General features: G+C 68.8%; 20 protein-coding genes and 1 tRNA gene (1 of these 21 only partly in view). 14 read left to right on the forward strand and 7 right to left on the reverse strand.

The features are described from left to right. Window positions 1-180 precede the first annotated feature (180 nt). On the reverse strand, window positions 181-657 hold the full coding sequence (locus AZL_RS17715) for a hypothetical protein (RefSeq protein WP_012975867.1): 477 nt from the start codon (window positions 655-657) through the stop codon (window positions 181-183). A gap of 194 nt (window positions 658-851) precedes the next feature. Next, on the reverse strand, window positions 852-1,772 hold the full coding sequence (locus AZL_RS17720; protein ID WP_012975868.1) for a LysR family transcriptional regulator: 921 nt from the start codon (window positions 1,770-1,772) through the stop codon (window positions 852-854). A 92-nt stretch (window positions 1,773-1,864) separates the two neighbouring features. On the opposite strand from AZL_RS17720, the gene AZL_RS17725 reads away from it, so the two are divergent. After that, window positions 1,865-2,884 carry an NADP-dependent oxidoreductase gene (locus tag AZL_RS17725; protein WP_012975869.1) on the forward strand — a complete coding sequence of 340 codons (1,020 nt, stop codon included), beginning with the start codon at window positions 1,865-1,867 and terminating at the stop codon, window positions 2,882-2,884. Window positions 2,885-2,929: 45 nt separating this feature from the next. Here the strand turns inward: AZL_RS17725 and AZL_RS17730 are convergent. From AZL_RS17730 to erpA, 4 genes are all read right to left on the reverse strand, one after another. Beyond that, a tRNA-Ser gene (locus AZL_RS17730) sits at window positions 2,930-3,019 on the reverse strand. Window positions 3,020-3,090: 71 nt separating this feature from the next. After that, window positions 3,091-3,663, reverse strand: a complete 573-nt coding sequence (locus tag AZL_RS17735) for a hypothetical protein (protein ID WP_042444170.1) — start codon at window positions 3,661-3,663, stop codon at window positions 3,091-3,093. A gap of 146 nt (window positions 3,664-3,809) precedes the next feature. Continuing rightward, entirely contained in the window at window positions 3,810-4,583 is a 774-nt protein-coding gene (locus AZL_RS17740) for an exodeoxyribonuclease III (protein WP_012975871.1), read from the reverse strand. A 35-nt stretch (window positions 4,584-4,618) separates the two neighbouring features. Then, entirely contained in the window at window positions 4,619-4,975 is a 357-nt protein-coding gene (gene erpA, locus AZL_RS17745; protein WP_012975872.1) for an iron-sulfur cluster insertion protein ErpA, read from the reverse strand. 168 nt (window positions 4,976-5,143) lie between these two features. Here erpA and AZL_RS17750 point away from each other — a divergent pair, with 168 nt between their 5' ends. The 13 genes from AZL_RS17750 to AZL_RS17810 all read left to right on the forward strand — a co-directional run bounded on the left by AZL_RS17750 (window position 5,144) and on the right by AZL_RS17810 (window position 18,368). Next, complete coding sequence (locus tag AZL_RS17750) at window positions 5,144-6,343, forward strand: deoxyguanosinetriphosphate triphosphohydrolase (protein WP_012975873.1); 1,200 nt, start codon at window positions 5,144-5,146, stop codon at window positions 6,341-6,343. 58 nt (window positions 6,344-6,401) lie between these two features. Further along, window positions 6,402-8,162, forward strand: coding sequence for an arginine--tRNA ligase (gene argS / locus AZL_RS17755; protein WP_012975874.1), 1,761 nt, complete (start codon window positions 6,402-6,404; stop codon window positions 8,160-8,162). Beyond that, window positions 8,159-9,262, forward strand: a complete 1,104-nt coding sequence (locus tag AZL_RS17760; protein WP_042444172.1) for an SPOR domain-containing protein — start codon at window positions 8,159-8,161, stop codon at window positions 9,260-9,262. The genes argS and AZL_RS17760 overlap by 4 nt, the downstream gene beginning before the upstream one ends. After that, entirely contained in the window at window positions 9,234-10,310 is a 1,077-nt protein-coding gene (gene nagZ / locus AZL_RS17765; RefSeq protein ID WP_012975876.1) for a beta-N-acetylhexosaminidase, read from the forward strand. The genes AZL_RS17760 and nagZ overlap by 29 nt, the downstream gene beginning before the upstream one ends. Before the next feature lie 16 nt (window positions 10,311-10,326). Next, window positions 10,327-11,004 carry a site-2 protease family protein gene (locus tag AZL_RS17770; protein ID WP_012975877.1) on the forward strand — a complete coding sequence of 226 codons (678 nt, stop codon included), beginning with the start codon at window positions 10,327-10,329 and terminating at the stop codon, window positions 11,002-11,004. Window positions 11,005-11,014: 10 nt separating this feature from the next. Further along, on the forward strand, window positions 11,015-11,845 hold the full coding sequence (locus AZL_RS17775; protein WP_012975878.1) for a segregation and condensation protein A: 831 nt from the start codon (window positions 11,015-11,017) through the stop codon (window positions 11,843-11,845). Then, window positions 11,838-12,455 carry an SMC-Scp complex subunit ScpB gene (locus tag AZL_RS17780; RefSeq protein ID WP_012975879.1) on the forward strand — a complete coding sequence of 206 codons (618 nt, stop codon included), beginning with the start codon at window positions 11,838-11,840 and terminating at the stop codon, window positions 12,453-12,455. The genes AZL_RS17775 and AZL_RS17780 overlap by 8 nt, the downstream gene beginning before the upstream one ends. A 157-nt stretch (window positions 12,456-12,612) precedes the next feature. After that, on the forward strand, window positions 12,613-12,867 hold the full coding sequence (locus tag AZL_RS17785; protein ID WP_012975880.1) for a twin-arginine translocase TatA/TatE family subunit: 255 nt from the start codon (window positions 12,613-12,615) through the stop codon (window positions 12,865-12,867). Between the two features lie 75 nt (window positions 12,868-12,942). Next, window positions 12,943-13,473, forward strand: coding sequence for a Sec-independent protein translocase protein TatB (gene tatB, locus AZL_RS17790; RefSeq protein WP_012975881.1), 531 nt, complete (start codon window positions 12,943-12,945; stop codon window positions 13,471-13,473). Window positions 13,474-13,487: 14 nt separating this feature from the next. Beyond that, window positions 13,488-14,276: a twin-arginine translocase subunit TatC gene (gene tatC, locus AZL_RS17795; protein WP_012975882.1), complete on the forward strand. Its 789-nt coding sequence runs from the start codon at window positions 13,488-13,490 to the stop codon at window positions 14,274-14,276. Between the two features lie 143 nt (window positions 14,277-14,419). Beyond that, window positions 14,420-17,089 carry an alanine--tRNA ligase gene (alaS, locus tag AZL_RS17800; protein WP_012975883.1) on the forward strand — a complete coding sequence of 890 codons (2,670 nt, stop codon included), beginning with the start codon at window positions 14,420-14,422 and terminating at the stop codon, window positions 17,087-17,089. A 76-nt stretch (window positions 17,090-17,165) separates the two neighbouring features. After that, window positions 17,166-17,498, forward strand: coding sequence for a DHCW motif cupin fold protein (locus AZL_RS17805; protein ID WP_012975884.1), 333 nt, complete (start codon window positions 17,166-17,168; stop codon window positions 17,496-17,498). 27 nt (window positions 17,499-17,525) lie between these two features. After that, window positions 17,526-18,368 (forward strand): AAA family ATPase, encoded by an 843-nt coding sequence (locus AZL_RS17810; protein ID WP_012975885.1) that lies wholly within the window; start codon window positions 17,526-17,528, stop codon window positions 18,366-18,368. 33 nt (window positions 18,369-18,401) lie between these two features. Here the strand turns inward: AZL_RS17810 and AZL_RS17815 are convergent, their stop codons facing one another. Then, window positions 18,402-21,195, reverse strand: partial view of an AAA family ATPase gene (locus AZL_RS17815; protein WP_042444176.1) — the 3' portion only. 965 nt of this gene lie beyond the right edge of the window; only the last 2,794 of its 3,759 coding nucleotides appear in the window; its start codon lies beyond the right edge, outside the window; it ends in the stop codon at window positions 18,402-18,404.

A 21,195-nucleotide genomic window follows, 5' to 3' on the forward strand; every position in this document is an offset into this window, starting at 1 on the left:
CAAGCCGGTCGGGACAGGTCCGAGGGACAAGGACTGTAGCAAGGCGGCGGCGGGCTGTCTTCCGTGGGAAGCGGATGGGCCGCCGGATCGCTCCCGCAACCGGTGCGGAGGGGCAAGGCACGCCGCCATTCCGGCACGTGTTTGGTCATGCCAGGGCTTTCGGTGGTAAGCCGCTGGTGGTCAGGCCTTCAGCGACAGGCCGTCGGGCTTGCCCTGATAGCTCTGCATCGCCTTCAACGCGGTCGACAGCCGCTTGTACAGATCGGCATTGCCGAGCTTCCGCGCCCAGTCCATGCCGTCCTCCGTTCTTTTCATGAAATCAACCTGCGTCTTGTCGTCGATGGTCAGCTCGTCGCTGCCGGCGATGTTGCTGACGCTCATGCTGACATAGGCCGTGCTTTCGTCGAACGACATCTCGCCGCTGCGGATCTTGGCGTTCATCCAGTCGAACAGGCCCTTGTGCGTCATATGGGTGAAATCGGGCTTGCTCGCGGCGGCCTCCGCGCGCTGGTCAGATTTCCTGCTGGTGGTGGCCATGGTGTCGGCGAAGGAGGAGGGAACACCCTGGTCGGTTTGCGGGCCGGTTCGCCCGGCCATTTGCCGGTTGTATGCCGGAGCCGTGATGCCGGTGTAGGCCCCCACGCTGGACATGCTCATTTGCTGCTCCCGTGCCTCTCATCTCCGCAGTTTTCAAGCAATGAGTGTGCCAATCTTCAGTTGTGGATCTTCCTCGATGAATTTCGGGGGATTCGCCGCCAAGGCGGGGGAGGCCCATGGGCTACTGGAGAGGGTGGGCCGGGAATTTATTGCCGCCTATCGGCAATTTTATACCGACCTCATGGGAAGAAATGTCAGCGGTCCGGCCTGTTTCGAAACGACCTCTGCAAATGGGCCAGAAAAGCCCGGACAGCGGGATTGGCGCGACGGCTTTCCGGCCATACCGCGGTGATGGTGTGGCGCTCTACGGCATAGTCGGACAGAACCGGCACCAGCTCGCCCCGGGCGATGTGGGGTGCCGCGATGAAGTCGGCGCCGATGCCGATACCGCCGCCGGCGATCAGAATCGCGATCAGCGCTTCGCTCGCATCCACGATGATGCCGGGCGGCGGCAGGAGCTCGATTTCGCGATTGCCGAGATTGAAAGGCCAGCGGAAAGGCAGGCCGCTGCTTTGAAAGCGGAGACTTATGGTTTCGTGCCGCGCCAGATCGTCCGGATGGGCGGGTGTCCCGCGTGCCGCCAGATAGGCCGGCGAGGCGAAGCAGCAGAGCCGATGAGGCGCGAGCCGGCAGGATAATAGCCGGGAGTCCGCGAGCTCGCCGATCCGCACCGCGATGTCGATTCCGGCCTCGACGATATCGACGAACTGGTCGTTCAGGCGCAGGTCGATGGTGACCCTCGGGTAAATCCGCCGAAATTCCGGAAGTGCCGGCGCGATCATGTGGATGCCGATCGGCAGGGACGCGGCGACCCGCAGGGGGCCCGACGGTTCCGAGCTTGCGGCCTTCGCCACCTGTTCGATCTCATCGGCTTCGCGCAGCAGCCGAAGCGCGCGCTCGTACAGCTCGCGCCCCTCCGGCGTCAGCGTCAGCGACCGCGTGGTGCGGGAGATCAGCGACAGGCCGAGGGTCTGCTCCAGCCGCTGGATGCTCTTGCTGACCGCCGAGGGAGAGACCGACAAGGAGCGGGCGGCCGCGGTGAAGCTGCCCAGCGACCCGACGCGGGCGAAGGCGATCAGGCCGGTCAGCCGTTCGAGAGTCACTTGTTCCTTCATGGAACTACTAAAACGAAAATGACCGCGATTATCAACCAAAGTACGGTGGGTTAGCTTTCCTGTCGGTGTTGAACGCCAGGAGGAAAGAGATCATGAGCGAGACGATGATGAAGGCGGTCCGGCTGCATGCCTTCGGTGGCCCGGAGGTGCTGCGGTATGAGGATGCGCCGCGCCCCGGTCCGGCACCGGGCGAGGTTCTGGTCCGTGTCCGGGCGATCGGCCTCAATCCCCCGGATTGGTATCTCCGGGACGGCTACCGGTCGCTTCCTCCGGAGTGGCGGCCGCATCCCAGTTTTCCGCTCATCCTGGGATCGGACATATCCGGCACCGTCGAGGCGGTCGCCGCCGGGGTGGAGGAGGGCGGCGTCGGCGACGAGGTCTATGCGCTGGTGCGCTTTCCCCAGGACGTCATGGAGGGCGGCAAGGCCTATGCCGAATATGTCAGCGTTCCGGCATCGCAACTGGCGCGGAAGCCGGCCGGCATCGACCATCTCCACGCGGCCGGCGCACCGATGTCGCTGCTCACCGCCTGGCAGTTCCTGATCGAGCTGGGCCATGACGAGCCGAACCCTTTCCAGTCTTACCGGCATGAACCGGTGCCGCTCCACGGGAAAACGGTTCTCGTCAACGGCGCCGGCGGGGGTGTGGGCCATCTGGCCGTGCAGCTTGCGAAATGGCGGGGCGCCAGCGTCATCGCGGTGGCATCGGGCAAGCATGAGGAACTGCTGCGTGAACTCGGCGCCGATCGGTTCATCGACCACACCAAAACCGCCGCGCATGAGGTTGCGCATGATGTGGATCTTGTCCTCGATGCCGTCGGCGGTGCCGCCAGTGCCCGCTTCCTCCGCACGCTGAAGCGGGGCGGCGCCTTGTTCCCGGTCTATCCGCTGGGCTTTGGCGGGCGTGAGGAGGCCGAAAGGCTGGGGATCACGGTCTCGACGACGCAGGTGCGATCGAGCGGCGCGCAACTGGCGCAAGCGGCCAGTCTGCTCGATGACGGCACCATCCGCGTCGTCCTGGACAGCGTGTTCCCGCTCGCCGACGCGTCCGCCGCCCATGAGCGCGCCGCCCGTGGCGGCATCCAGGGCAAGATCGTGCTGACGGTAGAATAGGGTGGCGGTCAGCAGACTCGGCGAAAGCGGCTGATTTGGCTGAGCTGGCGGATGGGGTGGGATTCGAACCCACGGTAGGCTCGCACCTACGGCGGTTTTCAAGACCGCTGCCTTAAACCACTCGGCCACCCATCCCTTGGCCCACGGGAGTAGCGAATGCGTCGCGGTGGGTCAAGTGTCGCGCGCAAGCTTCCGCGATTTGCCCCTCAGTTCCGGATCGGTCGGCCCAGCGTGCGCAGGCGGCGCTTGGGCTTCGGCAGGTCGGGGCTGTCGGAGAAATCGGGCAGGCTGGGGGCGCGGGCGATGATCTTGCGGATCAGGTCGGCGGTCGCGTCCAGATCCTCCAGGACCTCCGGCGATACACGGTCGGCATAGCGGGACCGCAGCAGGCGGGCGCGGGTCTGGTCGATGCTGCGCAGTTCCGGCTCGAACAGCTCGCGGGCCCCCATCGGCAGAACCTGATCGTCACGCATGCCGGAGAAATAATTGCGCATCGCCCGCACCATCATGCGGGTCAGCAGCAGGTCCATCCGTTCGAATTCGGCACGCAGATCACTCAGGCGCGCTTCGTCGACGCCCTGAAGGCGCTCCTCGGTCAAGGCGAACAGGGCGCGGATCTCCTCCACCTTGCGGCGGAAATCGAGGAAGGAGGCGAAACGGTCATTGTCCATGTCGCGCTGGGCGCGGTCGGCCAGACGCGACGCCTCGGTCGCCTGACGCTCCAAAGCCGCCAGCAGACCCTTGACCTCGTCCCGGCTGTTCTGTCGCCCCCACGCCATCGCCACGCGCCGCTTCCTGTTGACCACGATCGACCGGGGCGGCCCGGTTGTCGGCCGGGCCTGTCGGTCGGGCATCCTAAAAGCGAAACTTTTAACAAAATGCTTTTATCACGGCCTTTCCACGAGGCCGGTGCCGTGGCGAACGGTCAGGCCTCGCGCAGGTCCAGCACCACCGGCGTGTGGTCGGACGCCTTTTCCAATCCGCGCGGGCCGCGGTCGATGCGGCAGCCGGCCAGACGGTCGGCGGCCTGGGGTGAAAGCAGGAAATGGTCGATCCGCAGGCCGTTGTCGCGCGGCCAGCAGCCCGCCTGATAATCCCAGAAGGTGTAGGCGCGGTCGTCGTCATGCAACGCGCGGTACGCCTCGGTCAGCCCGAGATTCAACAGGGCGCGGAACTTCGCTCGCGATTCCGGCTGGAACAGCGCGTCGCCGGCGAAGGCCTGCGGCGAGAAGACGTCGCGCGCCTCGGGGATGATGTTGTAGTCGCCGCCCAGCACCACCGGGATCTCCCGGGCCAGCAGGCCGCGGGCATGGTCGTAGAGCCGGTCCATCCAGCGCAGCTTGTAGGCGAACTTCTCGCCCGGCACCGGGTTGCCGTTGGGCAGATAGAGCGAGGCGATGCGCACGCCCGCAACGGTGGCCTCGACATAGCGGGCCTGTTCGTCCTCCGGCTCTCCCGGCAGGCGGGTCAGCACATCCTCCGCCGGGGTCTTCGACAGCAAGGCCACGCCGTTGTAGGCCTTCTGCCCGACGGCGTTCACGTGATAGCCGAGCTCCTCGAAGGCCGCGCGCGGGAAGGCGGCGGTCTCGCATTTGATTTCCTGGAAGAGCGCGACGTCCGGGGACACCGCGCGCAGCCAGTCGGTGATCAGCGGAAGGCGGGCCTTCGCCGAGTTGACGTTCCAGGTGGCGATCTTCACGAAACTGGCCTGCCTTCTCTTCTTGGTCTATCGCGTCAGACGGCGAAGGAGTTGCCGCAGCCGCAGGACGCGGTCGCGTTCGGATTCTTGATCTGGAAGGCAGCGCCCATCAGATCCTCGACATAATCCAGCGTCGCCCCGGCCAGCAGGTCGAGCGAGGCGTCGTCGGTGACGACCCTGGTGCCGTCCTTCTCGAAGACATGATCCTCGCCGGTCGCCGTCTCGTCGAAGCTGAAGCCGTACTGGAAGCCGGAGCAGCCGCCGCCGGACACGGTCAGGCGCAGCATCAGCTTGGGATTGCCCTCCTGTTCGATCAGGAAGGCGACGCGCTTGGCGGCGCTCTCGCTGACGGCGAGGATGCGGGCTTCGGTGGGCAGAGCGGTGTCGGGCATGGGGTGGCCCCTCTGGTGCGATGCGGGAGTTGCGACAAATGTAGGGGGGATCGACGCCGCCGTCAAAGTGTGGGCACCGTTGCGCAACGGGCACGCCCGCTGACGGAGCCCCGGCATGCCACGCCTTCGCCGTTGCGCCCGCCATTCCCCGCCGGTAGTGTCCGCCCCATGACGGCGGACTGTTTCCACGATCGGCTGGCTCCCTATGCCTGCACCCCGGCGGACACGCGCGGGCGGCTGGTGGCGGAGCCGGAAAGCCCGACGCGCTCGTGCTTCCAGCGCGACCGCGACCGCATCGTCCATTCCGGGGCCTTCCGCCGGCTGAAGCACAAGACCCAGGTCTTCGTCTATCACGAGGGCGATTATTACCGCACCCGGCTGACCCACAGCCTGGAGGTGGCGCAGATCGCCCGCTCGATCAGCCGCACGCTGGGCCTGAACGAGGATCTGGCGGAGGCGGTGGCGCTCGCCCATGACCTCGGCCACACCCCCTTCGGCCATGCCGGGGAAGAGGCGCTGAACGCCTGCATGGAGCCGTTCGGCGGCTTCGCCCACAACGACCAGACCCTGCGCATCCTGACGCGGCTGGAACGGCGCTATGCCGAGTTCGACGGGCTGAACCTGACCTGGGAGGCGCTGGAGGGCGTGGTCAAGCACAATGGCCCGTTGCTGCCCCTGCCGCCCGGCCATCGCCTGCCGACCACCATCGCCGCCTTCCAGGGCGAGTGGGATCTGGAATTGCACACCAATCCGGGGGCCGAGGCGCAGGTGGCGGCGCTGGCCGACGACATCGCCTACAACAACCACGACATCGACGACGGGCTGCGCGCCGGGCTGTTCACGGTCGACGAGGTGGCGGAGCTGCCGCTGGTCGGCCCGTTGGTCCGCGAGGTCGGCGACCGCTATCCGGGGTTGGAGCGCTCGCGCTTGATCCACGAGACGGTGCGGCGGATGATCAACGCCATGATCGTCGATCTGGTGACGGAGACGCGGCGGCGGCTGGCCGGGCATCGGCCGGGCAGCGCCGCGGAGCTGCGCGCCCTGCCGCTGGCGATGGTCAGCTTCTCCGACGCGATGCTGGAGGCGCAGCGGCCGCTGCGCGCCTTCCTGCGCCAGCGCATGTACCGGCACTATCGCGTGAACCGCGAGATGAGCAAGTGCAAACGGGTGGTGCGCGCCCTGTTCCATCTGTTCATGGACGAACCCAACACCCTGCCGACCGAATGGCAGCGCGATATTGCCGGGAATGGGGGCGACGCCGATCTTGCGGTGCGTGCCCGCCATGTGGCCGACTATATCGCCGGCATGACCGACCGCTACGCGCTGGCCGAACATGACCGGCTGTTCGATCTGCATGTGAAGACCTGACCCGTGACGACCTGAGCCGCGAGGCTCCTGTGACCTCCTGAGAAGACGACCTGAGACGATGAATATTTTTAAGGCCTTCGAGACCGATATTCGCAAGCTGCTGGAAGAGCTGGCCGCCGAGGGTGCCATCCCCGCCGGGCTGGACGGCAGCCGTCTGACGGTCGAGCCGCCGCGCGAGGCCTCGCATGGCGACCTGTCCACCAACGCCGCCATGATCCTGGCGAAGCCGGCGAAGATGGCGCCGCGCGCGCTGGCGGAGCTGCTGGTCGCCAAGCTGAAGGGCCGCGCCGACGTGGCGTCGGTCGAGATCGCCGGTCCGGGCTTCGTCAATCTGCGCCTGATGCCGGATGTCTGGCGCGACCGCATCCGCGACGTGCTGACCGCCGGCACCGCCTTCGGCGACAGCGAGCTGGGCGGCAAGACCCCGGTCAATGTGGAGTATGTGTCGGCCAACCCGACCGGCCCGCTGCACGCCGCCCATGGCCGCGGCGCCGTGTTCGGCGACGCGCTGGCCTCGTTGCTGCGGAAGGCCGGCTACGCCGTCACCCGCGAATATTACATCAACGATGCCGGCGCCCAGGTCGATGTGCTGGCCCGCTCCACCTTCATCCGCTACCGCGAGGCGCTGGGCGAGGCGGTCGGCGAGATCCCGGCCGGCCTCTATCCCGGCGAATATCTGAAGGAGGTCGGGCAGGCCCTGGCCGAGCGCGACGGCAATCGCTGGGTCGGCACCGACGAGGCCGAATGGCTGCCGGCCTGCCGCGAGTTCGCCATCGCCATGATCATGGGCTGGATCAAGGAGGATCTGGGCGTTCTCGGCATCACCATGGACGTTTACAGCAGCGAGCGCGCCCTGGTCGCCGCCGGCGCGGTCAACACCGCCCTGGCCGCGCTGGAGGAACGCGGCCTGATCTACACCGGCGTGCTGGAGCCGCCGAAGGGCAAGAAGCCCGACGATTGGGAGCCGCGCCCCCAGACCCTGTTCAAGTCGAGCGAGTTCGGCGACGACGTCGACCGGCCGCTGAAGAAGTCCGACGGCTCCTTCACCTATTTCGCCAACGACATCGCCTATCACTATGATAAATATCGGCGTGGCGCGGCGTCGCTGATCGACGTGCTGGGCGCCGACCATGGCGGCTATGTCAAGCGCATGCAGGCGGCGACGCGGGCGATCTCCGGCGGCGCCGCCGAGCTGGACGTGAAGCTGTGCCAGCTGGTCCACCTGATGCAGGACGGCCAGCCGGTGAAGATGTCCAAGCGCGCCGGCACCTTCGTCACCCTGCGCGACGTCATCGATCAGGTCGGCAAGGATGTGGTCCGCTTCATCATGCTGACCCGCCGCAACGACCAGACGCTGGATTTCGACTTCGCCAAGGTGACGGAGCAGTCGAAGGACAATCCGGTCTTCTACGTGCAGTACGCCCACGCCCGCTGCCGCTCGGTGCTGCGCCATGCCGCGACCGCCCTGCCGCAGCTCGACCAGACGCCGGCCTCGCTCGCCGCCTCCGCCAACCTCGCCCGGCTCGACGCCGAGGAGGAGATGGCGCTGGCCAAGCGCATGGCCACCTGGCCGCGCATCGTCGAGGCGGCGGCCGAGGCGCATGAGCCGCACCGCATCGCCTTCTTCCTCTACGACCTCGCCAGCGACTTCCACGCCTTGTGGAACCGGGGCCGCGACGACGCCTCGCTGCGCTTCCTGATCGAGGGCGATGCGGAGCTGACGACGGCCCGTCTGGCGCTGATCGCCGCGGTGGCGACGGTCATCGCCTCGGGCCTGGCGGTGATGGGTGTGGAGCCGGTGGAGGAACTGCGTTCATGAAGTACGACGGCGACGTCAACTACGCGGCCAATCCCTATGGAATGCCGCCCCGTCAGTCCGCGGGCAAGCGCGGGCTGCTGGCGCTCGGCTTCGCCGTGGTCGGCGTCGTTGCGTTCGCCGGTGCGGCGGTTGTCGGCTTTCGCGGGTCCTCCCGCCTGTCGGGCGACGGTCCGCCGCTGTTGACCGCCGAGCAGGGGCCGACGAAGACGCGTCCCGACCAGCCGGGCGGAATGGAGGTTCCGCACCAGGACATCCTGGCCTATGAGCGGCTGCGCGACCATGACGGCGGGCGCGGCAATCAGGTGGAACGGCTGCTGCCGCCGCCGGAGGTGCCGCTGCCCCGCCCGGTGGTGACACCGCAGATGCCGGCCGCGGTGCCGCTGCCGTCGGTGGCGTCGGTGGGCCAGCTGCCGCCGGGATCCACCGCCACGGTTCCGCGTGACGGCGTCGCCGCCGCGGTGGCGGCCGCGGCCCCGCTGCCCGCGGCCGAGCCGGCGCCGGGACTGCCCGCGCCGGCCGTCGCATCGACAGCGCAACTGCCGGCCACCCAGCCGCCAGCCATTCAGCCGACTGGGGCGCAGTCTCCGCCCGTCCAGCCTCCCGCCAGCGTCGCCGCCAAGCCGCAGCAGCCTCCGGCCAAGCCGGCGCCGGCGCCCCAGCAGCAGGTCGCCGCGGCGAAGCCTCCCGCCGCTCCGCCGCCGCAACAGCAGCAACAGCAGCAGAACGCCGTTCCGTCGGTGGGGCAACTGATCGCCAAGCTGGAGGCGGCGTCGCAGCAGCCGGCACCCGCCAAGGCGGCGGCCCAGCCGGCCAAGCCGGCCCCAGCCGCCGCTCCGGCGGTTTCCGGCGGCAGCGGCGGCTGGCGCGTCCAGTTGGCCTCGGTGCGCAGCGAGGGCGAGGCCGCGGCCGAATGGCGCCGTCTCGCCGGCCGCCACCCCGACGCCCTCGGCGGACTGTCGATGCAGGTCGCCAGGGTCGATCTGGGCGAGAAGGGCATTTTCTATCGGGTGCAGGGGGCCGGCGCCGACGAGGCGCGGGCCAAGTCGGCCTGCGCCCAGCTTCGCGCACAAAATGTGGGGTGTGTGGTTGTCCGTCCCTGATTTGGTGGGTTCCGCCACCCGGGTTTCCCGTCGGCGCGCGGTGGTCTTCGGCTGCGCCGGGCTGGCGGTCACGCCCGACGAGGCCGCTTTCTTCCGCGATGCCGATCCGCTCGGCTTCATCCTGTTCCGCCGCAATTGCGACAGCCGCGACCAGATGCGCCGGCTGGTCGATGACCTGCGCGCCAGCGTCGGCCGGGCCGACGCCCCCGTTCTGATCGACCAGGAGGGCGGCCGGGTCGCGCGCATGCGCCCGCCGCATTGGCCGGCGCACCCGCCGATGGGGGTGTTCGGCACGCTCGCCAGGCGCGATACGGCCGCCGCACTTGATGCGGCCTGGATCAATGGCCGGCTGCTCGCCCATATGCTGACGGAGGTCGGCATCACGGTGGATTGCGCGCCGGTCTGCGATGTGCCGGTCGAAGGAGCGCACGACATCATCGGCGACCGCGCCTTCTCGCGCGATCCCGCCCTGGTGATCGCGCTCGCCCGCGCCACCGCCGACGGGCTGCTGGCCGGCGGCGTGCTGCCGGTGATCAAGCACATCCCCGGCCATGGCCGCGCCTTCGCCGACAGCCATGCCGAGTTGCCGGTGGTGGAGGCCGACCGCGCGACGCTGGAGGCCACCGATTTCGCGCCCTTCCGCGCGCTCGCCGACCTGCCGCTGGCGATGGTCGCCCATGTGGTGCTGAAGGCGATCGATCCGGAGGCCCCGGCTAGTACCTCGGCCATCGTGGTGCGCGAGGTGGTGCGTGGGTCCCCCATCGGCTTCGGCGGCCTGCTGTTCAGCGACGATCTGTCGATGAACGCGCTGCGGGGCGACCCGAGGTCGCGGGCCGAGGCGGTGCTGGCGGCGGGAATGGATGTCGTGCTTCACTGCAACGGCGATCTGGCCGAGATGCGTTCGATCGTCGGCGCCGTTCCGGCGCTGAGCGGGCTGGCGGCGGAGCGCTGGGCGCGGGCCGAGGCTCTGCGCCACCCGCCGGAACCGGCGGACATCGCCGCATTGACCAACCGGCTGGCCGAGCTTCTCGGCACGGCCCGAACCTGACGGACGGGAGCGGACGATGGAGGAATGGATCTTCCAGGTGACGGCCGTGGCCCTGCCGGCCATCCTCGCCATCACCCTGCATGAGGCGGCGCACGGCTTCGTCGCCTGGAGGCTGGGCGACGACACCGCCTATCGGCTGGGTCGGGTCACCTTCAACCCGATCCGCCACATCGACCCGTTCGGGACGGTGCTGCTGCCGGCGCTGATGTATTTCACCACCGGCTTCGTCTTCGGCTGGGCCAAGCCGGTGCCGGTCAATTTCGCCCGTCTCGACCACCCGCGCCGCGACATGGTCTGGGTGGCTCTGGCCGGTCCGGGAACCAATTTCCTGCTGGCGGTGGCGTCGGCGGTGATCTGGCGGCTGGTCAATCCGGAAAACAGCATGATCGAGCTGTGGATCCGCTCCGCCGCCGAGGTTTCGGTGCTGGTCAACGTCATCCTGATGGTCTTCAACCTGATCCCGCTGCCGCCGCTGGACGGCGGGCGCGTCGCGGTCGGCATCCTGCCGGACGTGCTGGCGGTGCCGCTGGCCCGGCTGGAGCGGTTCGGCCTGCCGATCCTGATGGCCGCCTTCTTCCTGCTGCCGATGCTGGGGCGTCAGATCGGCATGGACCTCAGTGTCATGCATTGGGTGCTGGGGCCGCCGGTGGATGCGGTGATCGATTTCATCCGCGTCCTGACCGGCAACGACTGAAAGCGGCCAGATGGCGGATACGCTGACAGAGAGCGGGGGCGGCGTCGCGGCGTCCGCCGGGTCGTCGCCGTCCGAACAGCTTCTGCTGGTTCTGGACGGCTTCGAGGGACCGCTCGACATGCTGCTGGCGTTGGGGCGTGACCAGAAGGTCGACCTGACGCGCATCTCCATCCTGGAACTGGCCGACCAGTATCTGTCCTTCGTGACGGAGGCGCGGAAGGTGCGGCTGGAACTGGCCGCCGACTATCTGGTGATGGCGGCGTGGCTGGCTTACCTCAAATCCCGCCTGCTGCTGCCCGAGCCGGAGGGGGAGGAGCCGTCCGGCGAGGACATGGCCGCCGCCCTGGCCTTCCAGCTCCAGCGCCTGGAAGCGATGAAGGGCGCCGCCGAACAGCTGTTCGCCCGCCCGCGCCTGGGCATCGACGTCCATCCGCGCGGGGCGCCGGAGGATTTGGACCTGCACCGCAAGTCGGTCTACGAGGTCACGCTGTTCGACCTGCTGCGCGCCTATGGCCGGCAGCGCGCCCGCAAGGAGGCCGGCGTCCTGCACATCGCCCCGGTCCGTCTCTATTCGATGGAGGAGGCGGTGCGGCGCCTGTCCTCTCTGCTCGGCCACATGCCGGACTGGGCGACGCTGGCGAGTTTCCTGCCGGGCGGGGAGGGCGGCGCTCTGCTGAGCCGCTCGGCGCTCGCCGCGCATTTCGCCGCGACGCTGGAGCTCGCCAAGGCCGGCCGGGTCGAACTGCGCCAGGACGGCGCCTTCGCCCCGCTCTATGTCCGCGGACGGACGCCCGGTTTCCGGGACGACGATATTTCGGAAGACATGCGATCCCATGATTAAGGAAGTCACCGACGCCCAAGCGGCGGAGGCCCGCATCGGCAAGCTGCGCCTGCTGGAGGCGCTGCTGTTCGCATCGGCCGAACCGTTGGACGAGGAGACGCTCGCCGGCCGCATCGGGCCGGAGGTCGGGCCGATGCTGGAGGAGCTGCGCGCCCACTACGCCCCGCGCGGCGTCAATCTGGTGCGCACCGGCGGCGGCTGGGCGTTCCGCACCGCCATCGATCTGGCGCCGGAGCTGCGGCGGGAGGAGGAGGTCTCGCGCAAGCTGTCGCGCGCCGCCATCGAGACGCTGGCGATCATCGCCTACCACCAGCCGGTGACGCGGGGCGAGATCGAATCCATCCGTGGCGTCGCGACCAGCAAGGGCACGCTGGACCTGCTGATGGAGCATGGCTGGATCCGGCCGGGCAAGCGGCGGGAGACGCCGGGGCGGCCGCTGACCTGGATCACCACCGACCATTTCCTCGACCATTTCGGGCTGGAGAACCTGCGCGACCTGCCCAGCCTCGATGATCTCCGCGCCGCCGGCCTGCTGGACAGCCGTCCCGTCCTGCTGGGGCTGGGCGCGGGCGTCGACGACAGCGCGCTCGGCACCGACGACGGCGCGTGAGTCCGGCCCGAACCGGTTTCTCGCGGAGCGCGCTTGAATTCCGGTGAAACCTCAATGACAACGGGTTAAGCATGGTGGGGGGAGCGTTGCGGCCCTCCGGCCTTTCTGCCATAGTGCCGGCCCGCCGCAGAGGCCGTTCAAACGTGATAGGCGCGCCATGGGTTCTTTCAGCATCTGGCACTGGATCATCGTTCTTCTGATCGTTCTTCTGCTGTTCGGCGCCGGCAAGCTGCCGAAGGTGATGGGCGATCTCGCCAAGGGCGTGAAGTCCTTCAAGGCGGGGTTGCAGGACGACAGCGACGATGCCGCTCCCGGCGCCAACGCCCAGGGCGCCAACGCCAAGACCATTCCGAACCAGCCGGCCAACACGGCCGAAAGCGCGGCCAAGAAGGACGAGGCGGTCCGCAACTGACCGGCGGCCGCGCGGCTGTCCTCCCGGCATCGCCGCGCGTCTCCCTGCCCATCGCATTCCTGAAGCCGGAAGAACATGTTCGACATCGCTTGGTCCGAACTGATGGTGATCGCCGTGATCGCCCTTGTGGTCATCGGCCCCAAGGATCTGCCCAAGGCGATCTTCACGCTCGGCAAATGGGTGCGCAAGGCGAGGGTCGTCGCGCGCGAATTCCAGACCCACATCGACGACATGATGCGGGAGACCGAGTTGGACGAGCTTCGCAAGGAAGCGCTGAAGACCCGCGACCTGAACATCAAGAAGATGATGGAGGACACCATCGACCCGAAGGGGGAGGTGGGCAAGGCCTTCGACGCCAAGGAGTTCGATGCCGGTCTGAACGGCCATCCGGGCAGCCCGCCTGAAGCGGGGCCGGAGCCCGCGCATACGCCCGCCGCTCCGCTGGTGACCGACAGCGTCGCGCCCTCGGCGGCGCCATCGCCGATCACCGGCCCGGCGGTAGACCCGGTTACCAGCGAACCGCCGCAACCGGCTCCGGCCGCGCAGCCCGCTCCGGCCCGCCCGGACGCCGTTGCCGCCGTCCAGCCGACCGACAAGCAGACCTGAAGCGAAGACGGGCCATGACCGGCGACACCCAGCAGGACGAACTCGAAGACAGCAAGATGCCGCTGATCGATCACCTGATCGAACTGCGGAACCGGCTGATGTGGGCGATCGGCGCCATCCTGATCGCCTTCCTGCTGTGCTATGCGGTGTCGGACAGGATCTACAACTTCCTGGTCCAGCCGCTGGCCGACATCCTGGCCGGGCAGGGGCGGCGGATGATCTACACGGGCCTGACCGAAGCCTTCTTCACCTATGTGAAGGTGGCGTTCTGGGCCGGCTGCTTCATCTCCTTCCCCATTGTCGCCAGCCAGATCTGGATGTTCGTGGCGCCCGGCCTCTACAAGCACGAGCGCAAGGCCTTCCTGCCCTTCCTGGTGGCGACGCCGGTGATGTTCCTGACCGGCGCCGGCATCGTCTATTACTTCATCTTCCCGATGGCCTGGCGCTTCTTCCTGGGCTTCGAGTTCCATCCCGACGGCGGGAACGCCCTGCCAATCGAGTTCGAGGCGCGCGTCGGCGAATATCTGCATCTGGTGATGTCGCTGATCTTCGCCTTCGGCATCGCCTTCCAGCTGCCGGTGCTGCTGACCCTGCTGGTCCGCGTCGGCATCATCAGCACCGACGCGCTGGCGTCGAAGCGGCGCTATGCCATCGTCGGCGCCTTCATCGCCGCCGCGGTGCTGACCCCGCCCGACGTCATCAGCCAGGTCAGTCTGGCGCTGCCGCTGATCGCGCTCTACGAGATCGCGATCATCGTCGGCCGCCGGATCGAAAAGGCCCGCGCCGCGGCCGAGGCCGAATAGCCGGCTACCCCTGCGCCGGACGCGCTCCGTCGCTTCTGACGCAGGGTAATATTCCGTCCGTCGTGGACATGCCGCCATTCTCGCGCTAAAAGCACGGTTCGGCCAACAAAAGGCCTCAGCCGCGCACCCGGAGCCTTGACCGTATGCAGACCGCCAACGACATCCGTCGCACGTTCCTGGATTTCTTCGCCAAGCAGGGCCATCAGATCGTCGATTCGTCGCCGCTCGTGCCGCGCAACGACCCGACGCTGATGTTCACCAACGCCGGCATGGTCCAGTTCAAGAACGTCTTCACCGGTGCCGAGACGCGGCCTTACCGGCGTGCCGTCACGTCCCAGAAATGCGTGCGCGCCGGTGGCAAGCACAACGACCTCGACAATGTCGGCTACACCGCGCGGCATCACACCTTCTTCGAGATGCTGGGCAATTTCTCCTTCGGCGATTATTTCAAGGACGACGCCATCGCGTTCGCCTGGAACCTGATCACCAAGGAATACGGCCTGCCGGCAGACAAGCTTCTGGTGACGGTCCACACCTCCGACGAGGATGCGGCGGCGATCTGGCGCAAGGTCGCCGGCCTGTCGGACGACCGCATCATCCGCATCCCGACCGACGACAATTTCTGGCGCATGGGCGACACCGGCCCTTGCGGCCCGTGCTCCGAGATCTTCTTCGACCATGGCCCGTCGATCGCCGGCGGCCCGCCGGGCAGCCCGGACGAGGATGGCGACCGCTTCATCGAGATCTGGAACCTCGTGTTCATGCAGTATGAACAGCTTGGTCCCGACAATCTGGTGCCGCTGCCCAAGCCGTCGATCGACACCGGCATGGGGCTGGAGCGTCTGGCCGCCGTCCTCCAGGGCCAGCACGACAATTACGACATCGACCTGATGCGGGCGCTGATCATGGCGTCGGCCGAGGCGACCAAGACGGCGGCGGACGGTGCCCATGCCGTCTCGCATCGCGTTATCGCCGACCATCTGCGCTCGACCTCCTTCCTGATCGCCGACGGCGTGCTGCCGTCGAACGAGGGGCGCGGCTATGTGCTGCGCCGCATCATGCGCCGCGCCATGCGCCATGCCCACATGATCGGCGCGCGCGAGCCGCTGATGCACCGTCTGGTTCCGGCGCTGATCCAGCAGATGGGCGACGCCTATCCCGAGCTGAACCGTGCCCGCGCCCTGATCGTCGAGACGCTGAAGCTGGAGGAGACCCGCTTCAAGCAGACGCTGGAGCGCGGCCTGCGCCTGCTGGAGGACGAGGTCGGCCATCTCGGCGAAGGCCAGCCGCTGGCCGGCGACGTCGCCTTCAAGCTGTACGACACCTATGGCTTCCCGCTTGACCTGACCCAGGACGTGCTGCGCGGCCAGAACCGCGGCGTTGACGAGGCCGGCTTCAAGGCGGCGATGGACGAGCAGCGCCGCAAGGCCCGCGAATCCTGGGCCGGCTCGGGCGAGGTCGGCACCGAGAAGCTGTGGTACGAGATCAAGGACGAGCTGGGCGCCACCGAGTTCTTCGGCTACGACACCGAAGTCGCCGAGGGCAAGGTGACCGCCATCGTCAAGGGTGACACCCGCGTCGAGGCCGCCGCCATCGGCGACCAGGTGATGGTGGTCGTCAACCAGACCCCCTTCTACGGCGAATCCGGTGGTCAGGTCGGCGATGCCGGCGTGATCTTCTCCGCCGGCGGGGCTGAGGTTGCGGTCTCCGACACGCTGAAGAAGCTGGGCGCGGTGTGGGCCCATGTCGGCACCGTCACCAAGGGCATTCTTTCGGTCGGCGACGTGGTCGAATTGCGGGTGGACAGCAGCCGCCGCGCCGCCATCCGCGCCAACCACTCCGCCACCCACCTGCTGCATGAGGCGCTGCGCCACCGGCTGGGCGACCATGTCACCCAGAAGGGCTCTCTGGTTGCGCCGGAGCGTCTGCGTTTCGACATCAGCCAGCCGACCGGTCTGACCGCCGCCGACATCGCCGCCATCGAGGATGAGGTGAACCGCCGCGTCCTGGCTAACAGCGAGGTCGTCACCCGCCTGATGTCGCCGGACGAGGCGCGCGCCCAGGGGGCGATGGCGCTGTTCGGCGAGAAGTATGGCGACGAGGTCCGCGTCGTCTCGATGGGCGGCCCGCACGGTGAACTCGACCGCGATTATTCGATCGAGCTGTGCGGCGGCACCCATGTCCGCCGCACCGGCGACATCGGCGTCTTCAAGATCGTCTCCGAAGGCGCTGTCGCCGCCGGTGTCCGCCGCATCGAGGCGTTGACCGGCACCGGCGCCAAGGCGTGGCTGTCCGAGCGCGACCATCTGCTGACCGAGGCGGCGAGCGTCCTCAAGGTCAAGCCCGACGAGGTTCCGGCCCGCGTGGCGACCCTGGTCGAGGAGCGTCGCAAGATGGAACGCGAGCTGGCGGACCTGCGTCGTCAGGTCGCCATGGGTGGGGGCGCCAAGGCCGATGGCGGCAACGAGGCCAAGGATGTCGCCGGCGTCAAGCTGGCCGCCCGCGTGGTCGAGGGGCTGCCGGCCAAGGATCTGAAACCGATGGCCGACGAGCTGAAGAAGCAGGTCGGCTCCGGCGTCGTCGTGCTGATCGCGTCGAACGAGGGCAAGGCCTCCATCGTCATCGGCGTGACCGACGACCTGACCGGGTCCTTGAGCGCCGTCGATCTGGTCCGCGTCGGCGCCGAGGCGCTGGGCGGCAAGGGCGGTGGCGGCCGGCCGGACATGGCCCAGGCCGGCGGCCCCGACGCCTCGCTGGCTCCGGCGGCGATCGCTGCCATCGAAACGGCGATCACGGCCAGGAAGGCGTCCTGAGCCCGATGAATGACGGCTCCCGGAGCGATCCGGGAGCCGTTTCTCTGTTCGCGTCCTTTTCTTTCCAGGTCCGGCGATGGAACTCCCGACTCTTCCCTTCACCGTGACCGACTGGTCCGCCGTTCCCGTCACCGAGCATCCGGGCGAGACCGGCCTTGCCCGCTGGCGCAGCTTTCACGCCGGGGAGTTGCGGGTGCGGCTGGTCGAATACACGCCCGGCTATCTGGCTGACCATTGGTGCGACCGCGGCCATGTGCTGTTCGTGGTCAGCGGCGAGCTGGTCACCGAGCTGAAGGATGGCCGCCGCTTCGTCCTGACCGCCGGCATGAGCTATCAGGTGTCCGATTTCGGCGACCATCCGCATCGGTCCTCGACCGAAATCGGCGCCACTCTGTTCATCGTGGACTGAAACCTTCTCATTTGAGGGAGCCGACCCATGCGTTTCACCGGAACCGACCGCTATGTCGCCACCGATGACCTGATGGTGGCGGTCAACGCCGCCATCACGCTGGAGCGGCCGCTTCTGGTGAAGGGGGAACCCGGCACCGGCAAGACCGTGCTGGCGGTGGAGATCGCCCGCGCGCTGAACAAGCCGCTGCTGTCCTGGCATGTGAAGTCCACCACCAAGGCGCAGCAGGGCCTGTATGAGTACGACGCGGTCAGCCGCCTGCGCGACAGCCAGCTGGGCGAGGCGAAGGTCCATGACATCGCCAACTACATCGTCCGCGGCAAACTGTGGGAAGCCTTCGAGGCGCCGGAGGCGCCGGTCCTGCTGATCGACGAGATCGACAAGGCCGACATCGAGTTCCCCAACGACCTGCTGCTGGAACTCGACCGCATGGAGTTCCACGTCTACGAGACCCGCCAGACCATCAAGGCGGCCAGGCGTCCGATCGTCATCATCACGTCGAACAATGAGAAGGAACTGCCGGACGCCTTCCTGCGCCGCTGCTTCTTCCATTACATCCGCTTTCCCGAGCGCGAGACGATGGAACGCATCGTCGAGGTCCATTACCCCGGCCTGAAGGCGGCGCTGCTGCGCGAGGCGCTGAACCTGTTCTATGACCTGCGGGAGGTTCCGGGCCTGAAGAAGAAGCCGTCCACATCGGAATTGCTGGACTGGATCAAGCTGCTGATGGTCGAGGACATCGACCCGGAGACCCTGCGCGCCAAGGACGCGCGCACGTTGATTCCGCCGCTGTGCGGCGCGCTGATGAAGAACGAGCAGGACGTGCACACGCTGGAGCGGCTGGCCTTCCTGGCGAAGCGGGGGCGTTGAGGGGGCAACGGCCCCCCAACCCCGGCGCTCCTCTCAAACCCCGTCCACGTCCTCCATCGTCATCCCCAGCGCCGATCCGCTCACCGATCGCACCGTCACCCGGCTGCGTCCGCCGCCCAGCGGCATCACCCGGATCTGGGTGCCGATGCGCTCGACCATCGCCGGAACATGGCTGATGACCCCCACCTGGCGCCCCCCGGCCTGCAACGCCTCCAGGCAGGACAGCGCCACATCCAGGCTGTCGGGGTCGAGCGTGCCGAACCCCTCGTCGATGAACAGCGTGCCGATCCCGCCGGAGGTGCCCGCCGCCATCGCCGACAGCCCGAGCGCCAGGGCGAGCGACACCAGGAACAGCTCGCCGCCCGACAGGCTGTGGACGCCGCGCCGCTCGTCGCCCATCTCGCGGTCGACCACCTGGATTTCCAGATCGGCTCCCGCCACCCGCTCCAACCGGTAGCGTCTGGCGAGATCCTCCAGATGCCGGTTGGCATGGGTCAGCAACAGGTCCAGGCTCAGGCTCTGGGCGAAGTTGCGCATCTTCTGCCCGTTCGCCGAGCCGATCAGCTGCGCCATCTTGCCCCACAGCGCGCACCGCTCCTGCTGCGCCTCGATCGCCTTGGTCAGCCCGGCCAGCCGCTGCCGGTTGGCGTCATCGGCTTCCAGCCGTCCACGCGCCGAGCCCAAGCGGTCCCGGTCCCGCTCCAGCACCGTCCGGATGGTCTCCGCCGCCGCAGCGGCTTCCTCGGCGCTCTGCGCCGGACGCCCGGCGGCATGATGGCCGGTACGCTGGCGCCGCCGTTCGGCCACCACCAGGGCCGCGTCGCCGCGTGCCCGTTCCAGCACCGCCAACGCCAGTTCTTCGGCCTCCAGATCGCTTTCCGGCGCCGCCAACAGCCGGCGGGCCTCCTCCGGGCCGACCCCGCGCTCGCCCGCCGCCCGCTCCAGCCGCTCGCCCGCCGAGCGCGCCCTCTCCGCGCACAGCCGGGCCGCCTCGCCGCGGGTCTCGTGTTCCCGTTCCATCGCCGACAGGCGGGCGACCGCGTCCTGTCGCATGACGGTGGCTTTCTCCATCAACGCTTCGGCGTCCTGCCGCCTGGCCGCCAGCGACTGTCGCACCTCGGACACCGTCCGGCCGTTCAGCAGGGCGGCCCGTGCCGTCCGTGCCGCCGTCAACCGTCCGGCCAGATCGGCCGCCCGTTCCCGCGCTTCCTCCTCGGCCCGCAAGGCCGCCTCCAGTTCGGCCGCCTGCGCGGCCCGCTCGCCGGTCGCCCGTTCCACCTCGCGGGCGGCACGGGCCAGCGCGCCATCCTTTTCCCGGTGCTCGGCCACTTGCGCCGCCAGATGGGCCCGGTATCCGTCGGGCTCCCGCTCAAGCCGTGACCGCCAGCCCGCCTCTCCCGCCAGTCCGTCCGCCAGTTCGGCCAGCATGGCCTCCCGCCCGGCTTCTGCCCGTTGACGCGCCGCCGCCGCGAGCGCCATGGCTTGGCGTCCGTCCGCCAGCCGCTGCCGAGCCGCCTCGCTCTCACCCGTCAGCGCGGCTGCCTCGTTCTCCAGCCGCCGATGCTCCTGCTGCGCCGCATCGATCCGCCGGCGATGGTCGAGCGCCTGCTCCTCGTCGGCGGCGATGGCGGTCAGCCGCCTGTCCACCGACTCGACCTCCCCACGGATGTCATCCAGCCTTCCGCCCTCTGCCCAGCCGATGGCGGCCGCCTGCGCGGCCCAGCGAGCCTCAAGCTCTTCGGCCTCCCGCGCCATCGCCGCCAAACGGGCCGTCAGGGCGTCGGCGCCGCGACGTGCCGCCTGTTCCGCCGTCTCCAGCGCCGCATGGCGGGCCAGCGTGCCCGCCAGCGCCTCGCGCAACTCGGCAAGATGCCTTTCCTGATCCCGTGTCACCCGGCCCAAGGGGGTTGTTCCGGCGCCGGCCCAAGGGTGGTCGGCCGATCCGCAGACCGGGCAGGCCTCTCCGTCCACCAGCCGTCCGCGCAGGCTCTCGACATCCTCGCGTTGGGCCAGCAGCAGCCGTTGTAGCGTCCGTTCCGTCTCCTCGACCGCGGCGCGCTGCCCGGCGCGGCTCTCGGCAAGCGCCCGCGCCGCCGTTCCGTCCCGTTCGGCTTCGCCCAACAGCCGCAGCCGCTCCGCTTCGCTCACGGCGCGTTCCGTCGCCAGCCGCTGTCGGGCCTCCCCGGTGGCGAGCAGGGCGAGCAGGCCGTCGCGCCGCCGGCCCGCCTCCGCCCGTGCCCGCCGCGCCTCGTCCAGCGAGGGCACCGTCTTGCCGATCAGGCTCTCCAGCGCCCGTTCCGCCCGGCGGCAGCGCTCCCGGGCCTCGGCCAGCCGGCCTTCCATCGTCTCGGCTGCGGCGGTGCTCGCCGCCAGATCGCGCTCCAGCCGCCCGCAATCGCGCGTGGCCGCTTCCGTGGCCCGGCCCTCGGCGATGGCGCGATCCAGCAGCCGGTCCCAGCGCTCCCACTGGGTCACCACCGGACCGAAGTCCGCCCGCTGCCGCAGCCACAGCTCCAATCGCTCCGCATCGTCGCGTGCCGCCGTCAGGATGGCGTCGAGATCCCGCACCGCCCGCCGCGCCGCGCCGCTGCGCCCGGCTGCCGCCGTCACCGCCGCTTCGGTGATCCCCTGCTCGCCGGTCAGCGTCGCGACCCGCCCGTCGAGATCGGCCGCCCGCCCCAGATCGGGCTCCGCCCCGGCCTGTTCGGCGCACGCTTTCTCGAATCGCCGCCGGGCCTCGCCATGACGGCCGGTCGCGGCCTCGACAGCCAGCCGGGCGGTATCCAGTGCCGCCGCCGTCCGCTCCGCCGCCACTCCAGCTTCCGCC

It is taken from the genome of Azospirillum sp. B510 (genome assembly GCF_000010725.1).
In the GTDB taxonomy this organism is placed as follows: Bacteria; Pseudomonadota; Alphaproteobacteria; order Azospirillales; family Azospirillaceae; genus Azospirillum; species Azospirillum lipoferum_B.